Source organism: Neobacillus novalis NBRC 102450, from assembly GCF_001591805.1.
Classification (GTDB): domain Bacteria; phylum Bacillota; class Bacilli; order Bacillales; family Cytobacillaceae; genus Neobacillus; species Neobacillus novalis.
In genome coordinates this window covers 111888-126366 of record NZ_BCVP01000016.1, presented here as the reverse complement: position 1 = coordinate 126366, position 14479 = coordinate 111888, and the positions used below count along the sequence as shown (strand labels likewise).

Annotated in this window: 11 protein-coding genes; 1 reads left to right on the top strand and 10 read right to left on the bottom strand. The window is 42.0% G+C overall.

The window, feature by feature from the left end; genetic code table 11:
• Positions 1-4: 4 nt before the first annotated feature.
• The 7 genes from BANVL01_RS14000 to BANVL01_RS13970 form a co-directional block, all read right to left on the bottom strand.
• Positions 5-1162, bottom strand: a complete 1158-nt coding sequence (locus BANVL01_RS14000; RefSeq protein ID WP_066087560.1) for a 2-hydroxyacyl-CoA dehydratase subunit D — start codon at positions 1160-1162, stop codon at positions 5-7.
• A gap of 80 nt (positions 1163-1242) precedes the next feature.
• The gene (locus tag BANVL01_RS13995) at positions 1243-2013 is read right to left on the bottom strand and encodes an SDR family NAD(P)-dependent oxidoreductase (RefSeq protein WP_066087561.1); all 771 of its coding nucleotides are present in this window, start codon (positions 2011-2013) and stop codon (positions 1243-1245) included.
• 59 nt (positions 2014-2072) lie between these two features.
• A complete protein-coding gene (locus BANVL01_RS13990; protein ID WP_066087564.1) occupies positions 2073-3212 on the bottom strand; it encodes an acyl-CoA dehydrogenase family protein in 1140 nt (379 codons plus the stop codon).
• 31 nt (positions 3213-3243) lie between these two features.
• Positions 3244-4482 carry a thiolase family protein gene (locus BANVL01_RS13985; protein WP_066087567.1) on the bottom strand — a complete coding sequence of 413 codons (1239 nt, stop codon included), beginning with the start codon at positions 4480-4482 and terminating at the stop codon, positions 3244-3246.
• Between the two features lie 359 nt (positions 4483-4841).
• Entirely contained in the window at positions 4842-6482 is a 1641-nt protein-coding gene (locus BANVL01_RS13980) for an AMP-binding protein (RefSeq protein ID WP_066087570.1), read from the bottom strand.
• Positions 6483-6759: 277 nt separating this feature from the next.
• Entirely contained in the window at positions 6760-7698 is a 939-nt protein-coding gene (locus BANVL01_RS13975; protein ID WP_066087573.1) for an MBL fold metallo-hydrolase, read from the bottom strand.
• Between the two features lie 56 nt (positions 7699-7754).
• Positions 7755-8372, bottom strand: coding sequence for a TetR/AcrR family transcriptional regulator (locus BANVL01_RS13970; RefSeq protein WP_066087576.1), 618 nt, complete (start codon positions 8370-8372; stop codon positions 7755-7757).
• 189 nt (positions 8373-8561) lie between these two features.
• Here BANVL01_RS13970 and pabB point away from each other — a divergent pair, with 189 nt between their 5' ends.
• Positions 8562-10313: an aminodeoxychorismate synthase component I gene (gene pabB, locus BANVL01_RS13965; protein WP_066087581.1), complete on the top strand. Its 1752-nt coding sequence runs from the start codon at positions 8562-8564 to the stop codon at positions 10311-10313.
• 76 nt (positions 10314-10389) lie between these two features.
• On the opposite strand, the gene BANVL01_RS13960 is transcribed toward pabB, so the two are convergent.
• The 3 genes from BANVL01_RS13960 to BANVL01_RS13950 all read right to left on the bottom strand — a co-directional run bounded on the left by BANVL01_RS13960 (position 10390) and on the right by BANVL01_RS13950 (position 14412).
• Positions 10390-11217 carry a formate/nitrite transporter family protein gene (locus tag BANVL01_RS13960; protein WP_066087584.1) on the bottom strand — a complete coding sequence of 276 codons (828 nt, stop codon included), beginning with the start codon at positions 11215-11217 and terminating at the stop codon, positions 10390-10392.
• Positions 11218-11433: 216 nt separating this feature from the next.
• Positions 11434-14037 (bottom strand): bifunctional acetaldehyde-CoA/alcohol dehydrogenase, encoded by a 2604-nt coding sequence (adhE, locus tag BANVL01_RS13955; protein ID WP_066087587.1) that lies wholly within the window; start codon positions 14035-14037, stop codon positions 11434-11436.
• 147 nt (positions 14038-14184) lie between these two features.
• Positions 14185-14412 (bottom strand): hypothetical protein, encoded by a 228-nt coding sequence (locus BANVL01_RS13950; protein WP_066087590.1) that lies wholly within the window; start codon positions 14410-14412, stop codon positions 14185-14187.
• Positions 14413-14479 lie beyond the last annotated feature (67 nt).

Sequence of the window (14479 nt, the reverse complement as noted above, 5' to 3'; positions counted from 1 at the left end):
GCATTTAAACAGCCATTTCAACAAAGGCTTCTAATCTAGTCTTAATGGTTTCAATCGAATCAAGTTCGTGTGAGATTTCTAAGAGCAGGTGAGGGATTCCAGCCGCTTGCATCGCATCTTTGATATCTGGATAGAAGAACATATGCGGTTCGCAAAATTGTGCCATCACAATGACGAGTTGGTCTGCCTTATGCTTTCTCATCGAGTCAACAAGGTATTGAGGCCAATCGGTTTTAGGGTCACATCGAGTTGGACAAGGGACGTTCGTGTTCTTATCAATATAATGAGCAGCGATTGCCTCCAACGGCTCCCTGTCATCCTCACCAATATTGTCACTAATATATCTGAAGCCGTGGAAAAGATCATCTCCGACCACAACAGCCCCTGACTCTTCAACGAGCGACAATATTTCGTTTTTCGGAGCTCCACAAAAGCTGCCAGATAAGAAGACACGTACTGCGTCCTGCCGTTTAGAATCCTTTTGTTCGGCAAGCTTTGGCAATAGGCTTTCTAATATCGCGTTATGCTCTTCCTTCGGCATGACCATACTGGATTTAATAATCGACATCATCTCACCAGAACTTAGAATCCCAGGTTTGGATGTTCTTAACTCGTATAGTTCTTTGATAAGGCTGCGATTCTTGTTATAGATGCGAATGCTTTCACGGATGGACTCGGCACTAATCTCTCTGCCTGTGAATCTTTCAGTATCTCGCTTTAATTCCTTTAAGCCTTGAACAATATCTCCATGCGTCCATGGCTGATTACCAACAGGCAAGCGGAAAAACATGTTGTTAACCTTCGGAAGAAGATTTCCTACTACCTCCGAACCGCCAACGGCTTGAATACAATAATCTCCGCCAACGAATGCGTCAAGGAAGTCTAATTCTCCCTTAGCCGCCTGATCGACAACACTGCGGGTGGGACCACAGAAATAGGCAGGATAATATGCGTGCCCAGAGGTAATGGGTTCCTCTTTTACTTGTAGGACAATCGGTAAAATTCCCGCTGCATGAAGTAATTCTTCTGGAAAATGCATGATGTAACATCCAATAATCTTTGAGCCTGTTTCCATTTTCCACTCTTTCGCTCTTTCATAGGGGTCCGCTGCTATTTGGGTCAAATTATTTAAGATTTCATCTGCTGATAAATTTTGATACATTATCATGGTCCCTCCTTTAATTTCTTCCTTTACTTTTTGTATTGTTAATAAGTTACGAAAACAAAAGGAATTGCGATGTGTTAGCCTGCGAATGATAGACCCCCATTAATACTGAGAGTTTGACCAGTAATCCGGTCAGATTCAGGCGAGGCAAAGAATAGCGCAGCCTCTGCGACATCTTCTGCATTTGGAAGCCCGAGCTTTGCCCGATCGACCGCTTTTTGAAATACATGACTGGCCTCGGTAGCCATAACAGCATCGAATCCAGGAGTGTCCTGAATGACCGTTAAACAAAGGGCATTCACCCGAATTTGCCAGCGGGCGAATTCATTGGCTAAAGCTTTATTCATTAGTACCAGCCCTGCCGCTGCCGACCCAATGAGAGATTCTCGTGGCGTTGCAATTCTCCCGGCATCGCTGGTAATAATGACAATTTTTCCATAATTCTGCTCTCTCATATGGTCGAGCAAAGCGCGGATCGCATAAAGCCGGGATGATTGTTGACTGTTTAGACAGCCATCATAGTCATTTGGATCCAGTTCATGAAAAAACTTGGCATATTGAACGGTGGCTCCCCCGTTCGCTATTAAAATATCAATCTTTCCCATTTCAGCAACGGCCCTGTCAGCCATTTCTTTAACAGAATCATAGACAAACAAGTCACATTCTATAAATACAGCTCTTCTGCCCAATTCCTTTATTTCAGAAACCACCTGCATTCCTGCTTCGTGGTTTCTGCCACTTATCACCACATCAGCTCCACTCTTTGCGAGCTTTAAAGCTGTGGCTTTGCCAATTCCATTCGTCCCGCCAGTAACAAGAGCAACTTTTCCTTCAAGATTCGTAAGCATGTTTTTCTCCCTTTTTGTAAAATTAGATTTCAATCTCAGATATATATCGCTAGCGGTTCTTACGATTGCAGAACACGGCCGATTGCCATGACCTCGGCTTCCTTCGTTCCTTCATAGATTTCGAGAATTTTAGCATCGCGATACCATTTCTGAACGCTGTATTCCTCCATATAACCGTATCCACCATGAATTTCTATGGCAGCGTTTGCACAAAAAACGGCTGTCTGACCACCCAGATATTTAGCCATTGCGGATAGAGTAAAATCGGGTTTTCCCGTATCAACGAGCCATGCCGCTTTATAAACAAGATTTCGCAGCGCTTCAATTTTGACTGCCATTTCAGTCAATTTGGTCATGGTGGCTTGGTAACTGCCGATTGGGTTTCCAAAAGCATATCTTTCTTTCGAATACTTGACCGCAGCATCGAGGCAGGCCTGAGATATTCCTAGCGCCTGAGCGGCAACCATCATCCGGGTAATATCAAAGAAGTGCATGAGCTGAGGGAACCCTTTGCCATCGGTCCCGACAAGATTAGACTGGGATACACGGACATTCTCGAAAGAAATTTGGGCGGTGTCACTGGCCCGAATTCCCAATTTTCCATGCAGTTTCGTTCTTGTGATTCCATCTGTATTCGCGTCAACGATAATTTGGGAGAATCGCTTGTGCCTTTTTTCATCTGGTTGGGTAATCGCCTGCACGACCATAAAATCACAAACCGTTCCATTGGTGATAAATATTTTACTGCCATTAATCACGAAATCATCACCATCACGGACAGCCCGCGTTAAATATCCTGCAGCATCGGTACCAGCATTCGGCTCGGTGAAGGCACCTGAGGAAACCCACTCCCCTTGGCAAACTTGCGGCAAATACTTCTGTTTCTGCTCCTCTGTTCCGTAAAGATAAATCGCTTCACATCCGAAGCTGGCGGTAATTATATTTGTGCCAATCCCCATATCCACTCGGGAGAGCTGTTCCGTAATAACGGCTTGCCCTAAGATTCCCATCCCAGCTCCGCCATACTCTTCCGGAATCCAGGCTCCAACCAGTCCCAATTCCGCGGCTTTCTTCCGGATTTCAGGTGTATACTTTTCTTCTTTATCACATTCCGATGAATGTGGAGCGATTTCATTGACAGCAAACTTGTACGTCATATCTTTTATCATATTTAATTCGTCCGATAGATTAAAATCCACACTCCCACTTCCTTCGCTATATGTTTGGCGGTCACACTTTTTCTAAAATATGAATGCACATGGCAGCTTCTTCAACACCAATACTGCCGCCGCCGTTCTCAGCAAGGCCGATCCTTGCACCAATCACCTGTCTGTCCCCTGCTTCTCCTCTTAGCTGTGTGACAACTTCGTAAATCTGTGCAAGGCCGGAGGCACCAATAGGGTGTCCTCTACTCTCAAGTCCACCACTCGTATTGATTGGGATGGATCCCCCCAATGTTGTAGCACCTGATTCAGCAAATGAACCTCCCTCTCCATGCGGACAAAATCCCATCGCCTCGCTTTGGTGCAGTTCCCCGTATGCGGTAGCATCATGTAATTCAGCAAGGTCAATATCCTGAGGACCGAGTCCTGCTTTCTCATAGGCAGCCTTGGCAAGTCTTTCGCCGATATCCTCACCGTCAAGATCTCTATCGGAGCCTTGCCCATGCACCGAAGCGAGAATTTTTACTGGACGGGTTTTCCTTAGCTTTTTCAGGAAAGATTCTGAGCAAACGATGACCGCTGCTGCACCGTCTCCTACCGGAGCACACATACTCCGTGTCAAAGGAAAAGTTACAGGGTTGTCGTTTAAAACTTCCTCAATGCTCATTCGGTTCTGATACTGTGCATGAGGATTGAGCGAAGAATGAAAGTGATTCTTGGATGCAATCGCTGCCAATTGTCTTTGCGTCGTTCCATACTTGTTCATATGCCAACGAGTCATCATCGCGTAAACATCCATAAAAACACTTCTGCCAGTCCCAGGTGCGGATTCTTCTGGAGGCTGTGAACCCTCGAAATTTCTTCCATAATCCAATAGCAACCCTACCTGTTTTTCGAAATTTTCGACATCCATACAACTGGAATAAGCAGATAATGATTTTGCTTTGTCTGGGTTCGTAAGCTTTTCAGAGCCGACAGCAATGGCGACGTCATACATTCCTGCCCGTATTCCCGTGTAGGCTAGGTGAAGCGCAGTTGATGCACCTGCACAGGCGTTTTCAACATTGGTTACAGGGATCCGGTCCATTCCTATTCCCCTGAAAACTACCTGCCCGCGAATCGAATGCTGCGCATTAAACATTCCCCAAAAGGTATTAGAGAAGAATCCTGCCTCTAAATCACCTTTGTTTATCCCAGCATCCTTTAATGCTTGTTGTATCACTTCCTCCGCCATCGTGCGAACAGTCTCAAACGGATACTTACCAAATTTATTCATCCCGATTCCAATGATATATACATCCTCCATAAACCAATCTAACCTCCTGCTCTTTATAAATGGACTAACTGCAAATTCTGTAGTTGAACGCAGGCATACACCTTTTAAGCGAGAATATTTACCAATCGTTCAAGGATGTTCTACCTTTCTTCAATATTCAGATAATTCCTTTAAATACATTGTAGTCATATATGACAATGGTGTCAATAACTTAATTATATGCATTTATGCTTACTTAGTCCCTAGTTTCACTTTGAAAAATCAGAAATAGAGAGCTCAATTTGCAGCTCCCTTTGTTCATTCGTATTTAATCTCTGAAACATTATTTTTCATACACTAAGCATTTAAATCCCTTTTTTGACAAAAAGATCTCATAACTTTATTCAACGCTATCTTTTATTTAGCTGCGGTTGGTCTTTTAAAACCATTTCTTGTAGCTTGAACTTTTGGATTTTACCTGCTGCAGTTGTCGGGAACTCATTAACGAAAAACCAAAATCTTGGCCTTTTATAACTCGCCAAATTTGCTTTACAGTATTCGGTTAATTCTTCTTCCGTTGGTTTGTTCTCAGGAGACTTTGGGATAATGATCGCCGCCACTTGCTCTCCCCAGTATTCATCTGGTAAGCCAACAACTGATACGTTTCCAATCTTCGGATGTTCTTTCAGTAGGTTTTCTACTTCAATCGGGTAGATGTTTACACCACCGCGAATAATCAAATCTTTTAATCGTCCCCTAATTTTTATGAAACCGCGTTCATCCATGGAGCCAAAATCGCCTGAGTGGAGCCATCCATCATCCTTGAGTGTAGCAGCCGTTTCTTCTGGCATACGATAATAGCCAAGCATTGTTTGATAACCACGGCAGCAGATTTCACCATCCGTCCCAAGCGGGAGCACTTCACCGGTTGCTGGGTCTGCGATTTTTACCTCGATGTGTGGATAGGCCTGACCAATAGTTTCAGCCTGGTCCTCTGGTGTATCATCGAGATGTGTTTGCGTCGTCCCTCCATGCATCTCTGTTTGCCCGCACACGATCGACATCCCACAGCCCAATTCCTTTTTAACACGGCGAACCAAATATGGCTCCACCTTCGATGCTCCAGACAAAATAGAGTTCAATGTCGAAAGATCATAGTGACCACGTTCAGGAAAGTTTAAGATTGCTTCAACCATCGTCGGAACAAGGAGAGCAAATGTCCCCTTCTCCTCCTCAACAAGCTTAAGAAAAAGCCCTGGATCAAAACCACCGACTAGTACATGGGTACCACGCTGTTGCAGCGTCCCCAATACAGCGAAACCACACCCGCCCATATGAACCAATGGCATGACATTTACCCACACGCCACCTTCTTCCATTCCGGCACGTTCGGCCATGAATTTTGTACTATTGGTCATACCCTTGTTATGCAGGATTGCTCCTTTTGGCTTGCCGGTCGTTCCCGACGTGTACATAATCACAAAAGGATCTTCTGGTTTAACTTCTGGGAAGGTTACAGACTTGTTCTCGGAATGAATGAAATCCTCGAATTCAGAAAAATGGATTATTTCTCTCAATGTGGGTAAACTTTCACTGACTTGTTTGGCGGTTTGAAGCATATTGTGACCGCGATATTCCTCTGTTAGGAATAGACCTGCTGTCTCTGATTGCCGTAAAACATATTCGAGTTCTTTTCCCCTTAAGGCTGGGTTCACCGTGACCAATATGATTCCTGCAATCGCGCAGCCATATTCGATTAACACCCATTCAATACTATTTGGCGCCCAAATGGCCACCCGCTCACCAGGCTTGAACTTGTTTAGCAGGGCTGCTGCCACTCGTTCAGCGTCCGTGAGGAGTTGAGCGTAGGTCCAGCGTCTGCGATTAGCTGGGTCCTTTACCCCATCAATTAGTGCAATGCGATTCGGTACCTCTGCTGCTACTTGCCGTAATACCTGAGCAACCGTTGAGTCATGCAAGGTTCTTGATGTATCAGCCGGCCAATACGATTCAGTTAAACGTCTAGTGTGATATACATTGTGGTTTTCCATATCGATCTCCCCTTGACAGTTTAAGTTTAGGACATCATCTTAAGTATGATTAGCTGAGGTGAAGTAAAAGAAGAAAGTTTGAAGATTATTCCTTTTTTAGTCTTATGTGCCGAAGAATCATAATGTCAAAAAATGTCTTTTCTTATTTACTATTTGTTCTCGATATTCATCACCTCCACAAAACCCCTGTTGTAATATTCCGACTATTCCCTCAATTGACATTGTAGGCATATATGACTACAATGTCAATAATTTCATAAATTTTTTTTGAATACTCCTAAACAGCCTCGTAATACCATGTACTGTCTTCAAAACTTCTTTTACACTGCTGATTCAAAAATAGGTATTCCAAATGAGCTAAGGTTTCCCCAATTGCAAACCTAGTCTCGTGAATGGTTAAATTTTTAAAAAGCTGCCGGCTCACTTCAATAATCGACGCAGGTTGCTTAATAGATTGATAGACGATTTCCAACCTCTCTTGATGATGCGCCAATAATTCATCTATTCTCTTATTCGCATTTCGGAAAGGCTTGCCATGGGAAGGTATGACAACATCTGCATTTAAACATTTAATTTTGTTTAGCGATTGAAAGAAGGCCTCAAGCGGATTGCGAATACCTCTGAAAAAATAAGAAATATTCGGTGATATTCTAGGTAAGATATGGTCAGTAGAAAAAAGGATCCTATTTTCTTTGTTATATAATGTAATTAACCCATCTGAATGACCTGGAGTGAAAATAACTTCATATTCGTATTTTCCAAATAATAGTTTCATTCCCTCTGTGAGATACTGATTAACCTTAGGATACGGTTGAACTCGATTAAGAAACCTTTCTTCATCAACGATTAATTCTGATAGATCGTCTTCTGGGAGCCCGTAAGTGTAAAAATTCTTTTTTACACATTCCATAGAAGCGGGTTCCCAATAGCTTAGACCTGCCTGCGCATCCACCTCTGTCATCCAAACATTAGCGCTTGTTATTTCCTGCAGTATTCCGGCAAAGCCAAAATGGTCAGGGTGATAGTGTGTTAAGATGATATCCTTCACATCATGTTTCTCAATAATTGGTTTCCAAATAGTTTCCGTCACTTCTGTATTTAATCCTGCATCAATAATCGTCCAGCCCCTATCCCCTTCTGCTAAAAAACAATTGACATGATTTAATCGGAATGGCAGCGGAATGGTAACTTGTGTGACTCCTATTTGGTTCAGCAATGTCCTTTCCCCCTTTTAGCTTTCAAGAAGATATATGGTTCTTCTTTTTACCAAAATTATTGTGTTTTAAAAATGGCTCGATAGCATAAGTCTGTTAGAGAATCTGCAACAGCTTTGATCTCCTCAGAACCCGAGGCCTCCGTCATTAAATAATGACCATATCCCTCAAACATACAAGTTAACGAGCGGATGGTTACATCTACATTAATGTTGTGGCAGTAGCCCTTATCCACCGATCCTTTGATGTCATGTTCAATTCGTTTAAATAAGCTTTCGCTGATTTTCAGCCATTTTCCCTCGAATTGCTTATCTACCATTACCGCTTCTTTTAATGCCAATAGAATACTTCTATTATTAACATAATATTCCAAAATCCCCCGGGCTTCATATCTCATTCTTTCATAAATACTTAATTGCATATTTTTCGGCTGAACATAGTCATTTACCTTATCGGCCAGCTCGTCAACCAACTTACCGAGGAGGTCCTGCTTATTTTTAAAATGGTGGTAAAAGGTTCCATGCCCAACGTCAGCACGGGATGTAATATCATCCACCGTCGTTTTCATATAACCAACTTCAGTAAACGCTTTCATCGCTCCAGCAACAAGCTGCTCCCTAATCCTAGCCTTGCGCCGATCCGTCCTTGTAACATTTTCAGATTTATTCATTTCCATAATTCTATTACTCCTTTTTAAACACAAATTAACTTAATTAAAATTGTAGTCAGTTGTGACGCTGATGTCAATATCCTTAATGAAACGATTTTCATTTTAAACATTGACATCGAATGGTTTTAATTTTATTGTATTCTTGGTATACCATTAAACTAAATTAGTTTTTACAAAAATCAAAGGAACCCAAAGATGAAGACAAATAACATGAAACAACACCCGCTGTTATCGTTTGAATTTGCTGATTCGAACGGCAACATAAAACCGCTTACATTTCAAGATCCAATCAAGGTGATTATTGCATATACAATCGAAGAGGTATTGCCGAGGTTTAAACTCGTTCAGGATGCTGTTGATAACGGGTTTTATGCTGCTGGTTTTTTATCATACGAAAGTGCGCCCGCCTTCGATTCTGCTTATAAAGTCAAGGACAAGAGTTCAATGCCACTGCTCTGGTTTGGAATCTTTTCGGAGCCGCTCCATCAACCGCTCAGCAGTTCTGAAGCGTATTCATACACCGAGTGGAAACCCTCAGTTAGTACGGATGAGTACAATCAATCGATTCTATCGATAAAACAAGCGATTGAAAGTGGCGATTCCTACCAGACAAACTATACGATTCGACTTACCGCTCACTTCCAAGGTGACGATATCGCTTATTTCGAGAAATTAAAGAGAGCTCAAGCTTCCAATTATTGTGCCTACATCAACACTGGTGAGCATAGTATTTTGTCTGCATCTCCTGAACTGTTTTTTCATTTAGAGGGTGACCAAATTACTACTCGACCGATGAAAGGAACAATGAAAAGAGGAAAAACCGCTGCAGAGGATGAAGAAAACGCCAACTGGCTCTATCATTCTGAAAAAAACCGCGCTGAAAATCTCATGATTGTCGATCTGCTGCGAAATGACTTAGGTATCATTGCTGAACCTGGTACAGTTTCCGTTCCAAAGCTGTTTGAAATTGAACGTTACCCTACCGTTCATCAAATGACTTCAAGCATTACAGCAAAGGTTTCAGCCAATTCTAAACTCGTTGATATATTTAAAGCCCTGTTCCCTTGCGGCTCGATTACTGGTGCTCCAAAAATCAGCACGATGAATATCATAGCTGATTTAGAAACAACACCGCGTAATGTTTATTGTGGGGCAATTGGTTTTATTACTCCGAATAAGGAAGCTATTTTTAACGTACCGATCAGAACCGTTTTGATTGAACACCAATCTGGAAAGGCGACCTACGGAGTTGGCGGCGGGATTACCTGGGATTCAACTACTGAAGGTGAATACGAAGAAATCATTGCAAAAGCAAGTTTACTTGAAGAAAACAGACCAGCCTTTCAATTGCTGGAAAGCTTATTATTAGATGCCGGAAGCTATTTCTTGTTAGATGAACATCTCAATCGCTTAAAAAATTCAGCTCAATACTTCGGTTTTCCATGTAATTTGGAAGATGTCAAAGAGGCATTACAAGCGTTTTCGAGACAAAATAACGAGGGTAAGTTAAAAGTTCGTCTCCTTTTGGCAAATGACGGGGAAAGTATCATTGAAGGAAGCCCGATCATACCCCAGGACGCTGCACTGAAGGTTATGATTGCCGACAAACCGCTAGATAAAAACGTGCCCTTCCTATATCATAAAACAACGAATCGGGAAATTTACTCCCCCTTTCAAATGAAGAAACCTGCTCATGTGTTCGACGTGCTCCTTTGGAATGAAGACGGAGAGTTGACTGAGTTTACTAATGGGAATCTCGTCCTAGAAATCGATGGATTATTGTGGACACCGCCCGTGAAAAGCGGCTTATTAGCTGGCACATTTCGTGAAAAGTTACTAATAACCGGAGAAATTCACGAAAAGACATTAACCATTGCAGACATACAAAAAAGCACAAAAATCTGGTTTATCAATAGTGTACGAAAATGGCTCGAGGTTCAATTGTAAGAAACGGTGCCTGACCCCTGTTGCTATACAGCGTTACGTCATTGGTGAACAGGCACCTGCTTCGCACACTAGGAATCTATCTCGCCCTAGTTTTCTCCATGGGGTGAATAACTTTGGGCTCAACCAAGTAGTTGGGTTCATCTTTTTTATAAGCGTACCAATAGGCCATGGCAATAAATACGGTTCCACCAACTGCGTTTCCTAAGAAAACAGGGATAAAATTAGTAACGTACTCCAACCAAGTAAAATGGCCAGCAAAGATGGCAGCAGGGATGACAAACATATTGGCAACAACGTGTTGAAATCCGATTGCGACAAATGCCATGGTTGGGAACCAGATACCAGTAATTTTCCCTGTCATATCGTCGGCTCCATAGGAAAGCCACACAGCAGAAGCAACCAGCCAATTACAGCCAATCCCAGAAATAAACGCTTGGAGAAAAGAGGCTTCAAGTTTATGTTCGGCGATACTAATTGTTTTTTCCAAGTAAGGGCCGGTTTCAGTTAATCCAACCAGGTGTCCGAAAAAATAGGCGACAAAAATCGCACCAATAAAGTTGCTGACCATTACTAGAAACCAATTTCTGAATACCTGCCCAGAAGTAACTCGTTTTGACAACCTTGCAAGCGGAACAGCCATCATATTCCCGGTCAAAAGCTCTCCACCAGCAAGTAAGGTAAGAATCAGCCCGATTGGAAATACGGATGCCCCGATCAGACTGCTTAACTCCTGTAAATTTCCTGTTAACGTTCCTGTTACCCGGATGAATAGTAAGTAACCTAAAGCAATAAATGCACCTGCTTCGAAACCTAATATCATCGTTTGTACAACCGAATATTTTGTTTTTTTAACCCCATTTTCTACGGTGATCTCGATAATTTTGTCTGGTTTACTGTAGCCCATAAAGTGAACTCCTTAAAAAATAATTTCTCTTATATTATTTGTGAAATATGTAACATACTCTTATTTTATAATAATTTCACCCTTAAACCTGTGAATTTTTCTTTAACAATTTAATAGTGTTGTGGCGATGTATTAGTTAAATTACAAAAACAGCAGTGCATTTGCCAAACGAATGCACTGCTGTTTACTTAATTCTTATTCGTTTCAGGGCAGAGGTTAAACCCCTTTGTATGCTTGGAGATAAATTTCGGCCAATTCTGATACTAATGGCAGCTTAGGATTAGCGGTTGTACATTGGTCTTCAAACGCCTTTTCAGCGAGATAGTCGACCTTGCTTTCGAAAAGAGATTTCTCCACATGATTGGCTTCAAGGCTCATCGGGATTTCAAGCTCTTCTGCTAGCTTAATAATGGCTTGAACAAGACTTTCGACTCCTTCTTCCGTAGTATCAGCTTGAAGGCCAAGTATTCTTGCAATTTCCGCATAACGCTTGTCAGCAATGAAATGGTCATATTTCGGAAACGCTGTAAACTTCCTAGGCTTTGCTGCATTATAGCGAATCACATGTGGCAGCAATATTGTATTGGCCCGTCCGTGCGCAATATGGAATTCTGCCCCAAGTTTATGTGCAAGACTATGGTTGATGCCAAGGAATGCGTTGGCAAAGGCCATACCGGCAATTGTTGATGCATTATGCACTTTTTCTCGGGCTAATTCGTCACTTCCATTTTTATAGGCTCTTGGCAAATACTCAAATATAAGCTGGATTGCTTTCATGGCGAGGCCATCTGTATAATCATTGGCCATACAGGACACATAGGCCTCTATGGCGTGTGTCAAAACGTCCATTCCTGTATCTGCAGTAATATGTTTTGGCACCGTCATCACAAACTGTGGATCAATAATCGCTACGTCTGGTGTTAATTCATAATCAGCGAGCGGATATTTCATATTTGCTTCCTTATCAGTGATAACAGAGAATGATGTTACTTCAGATCCTGTACCAGAGGTCGTCGGAATCGCCACGAACTGTGCTCTCTCTCCTAAACGAGGATATTTCACAATTCGTTTTCTAATATCTAGGAATTTTTGTCTCAGTCCAAAGAATTCGGCATCTGGATGTTCATAGAACAGCCACATTCCTTTGGCTGCATCCATTGCTGAACCCCCGCCAAGGGCAATGATGACATCCGGCTGGAATCTTGCCATCATTTCTGCACCTTTCATAACCGTCTCGATGGATGGATCTGGTTCCACCTCTGAAAAAATTTCGCAATGGACGTAATCCGGACGCTTTCTTAAATAATAAAGCACCCGATCAACATAGCCTAATTTCACCATTCCTGGGTCGGTTACAATGAATGCTTTAGAGATTTTCGGCATTTTAGCTAAATACTGAGTGGAATTTTTCTCAAAATATATTTTGGATGGCACTTTAAACCATTGCATATTGACATTCCTTTTGGCCACTTTTTTAATATTGATTAAATGAATGGCGCCAACGTTGGTAGAAACAGAGTTTCCTCCATACGTACCGCAGCCTAGTGTCAAGGAAGGCATAAAGGCATTATAAATATCGCCGATTGCTCCTTGTGAGGAAGGTGCATTCACAATAATCCGCCCTGCTTTCATTCGTAAACCAAACTGCTTGATAGCGGATTGATCCGTGGAGTGAATAACGGCTGAATGCCCTAGACCGCCAAATTCCAACATTTCTTCCGCTCTTGTTAATCCCTCTTCTAAACTGCTAACCGTATAGCACGCTAATACCGGGCTCAATTTTTCTCTTGATAGCGGGTATCCTGGTCCGACTCCCTCTAGTTCAGCGACAAGAATTTTTGTCTCTTCAGGGATCGTTACGCCGGCCAATGCCGCAATTTTAGCGGCAGCCATCCCGACAATATCAGGATTAACCGCACATGAATGTTCATTAATGACTAATTTTTCTACTTTCTCCTTTTCTTCATCATTTAAAAAATAACAACTATTGGCAATGAGCTCCTTTTTGACAGTGGCGTAAATTTCTTTATCAATAATAACTGCTTGCTCGGATGCACAAATCATGCCATTATCAAATGTTTTTGATAAAATCAAGTCATTGACAGCTTGATAGAGATTGGCCGTTTTTTCAATATAACAAGGAACGTTACCAGGTCCTACACCGAGGGCCGGTTTTCCAGAGCTGTAGGCCGATTTAACCATCCCAGCACCGCCTGTTGCAAGAATCATCGATACTTTCGAATGGTTCATCAGGGCTTGAGTTGCTTCAAGGGATGGCGTTTCAATCCACTGAATACAGTTCATCGGCGCTCCAGCTTTGATTGCTGCGTCCCTCAAGACTCGCGCTGCTTCACTGCTGCATTTCTGTGCAGATGGATGGAATGCGAAAACGATGGGATTTCTCGTTTTTATTGAAATTAAGGCTTTAAACATGGTGGTCGAAGTCGGATTGGTTACAGGTGTTACCCCTGCGACCACACCAACTGGTTCAGCAATTTCGATGATCCCCTCATGTTCATTTTCGTTAATGATGCCAACTGTTTTATTATATTTGATATTATGATAGACATATTCAGTTGCAAACATGTTTTTGATGATTTTATCTTCATAGACGCCTCTTTTCGTTTCCTCAACTGCCAGTTTTGCAAGGGGCATATGCTGATCAAGACCAGCCAGGGCCATTTCTTTGACTATCTCGTCAATCATTTCTTGGTCAAAGGTGCGGAACTCTTCCAAAGCATGTAGCGCATTCTCTACAATAAGGTCAATCATTTTAGTTACACTTTGCTCTTCCTTAACTGCTTTCTCTGCCATTGCCATTGCAATCACTCCATTTGGTTAAAAATTAGCGAAACTTTTTGTACAGTTATACCTTGATAGTTCAATATTCTTTAAATATTTGTGAATGTTTTCACAAATATGTTTAAAAAAATAATAACCTGCTACTAACTGTTATTCTGAGTCTTGCTATTCGCAAACTGGATTTCGTGGAATCTTTTCAAAAGAAATATCTGTTAGTATTTTTGAAGACCGTTTAACAATGATCACATAGTTTATTGTCCAAATGTATGCGGGAATGTCTTCGTTTTCTTTAAACATCATTGCCTCAAATTCATCGCCCACTGCAGCTTCAAAAGCTTCCAAGGTATACGTTTCAGAATCTGTTGAAAAAGTCTTCCAGTCACAAACCATCATGTCATATCACTCCTTGTTATCTTATGAATCCATCATAACACCAAAAATCGATAAAAGTTTGTGAAAT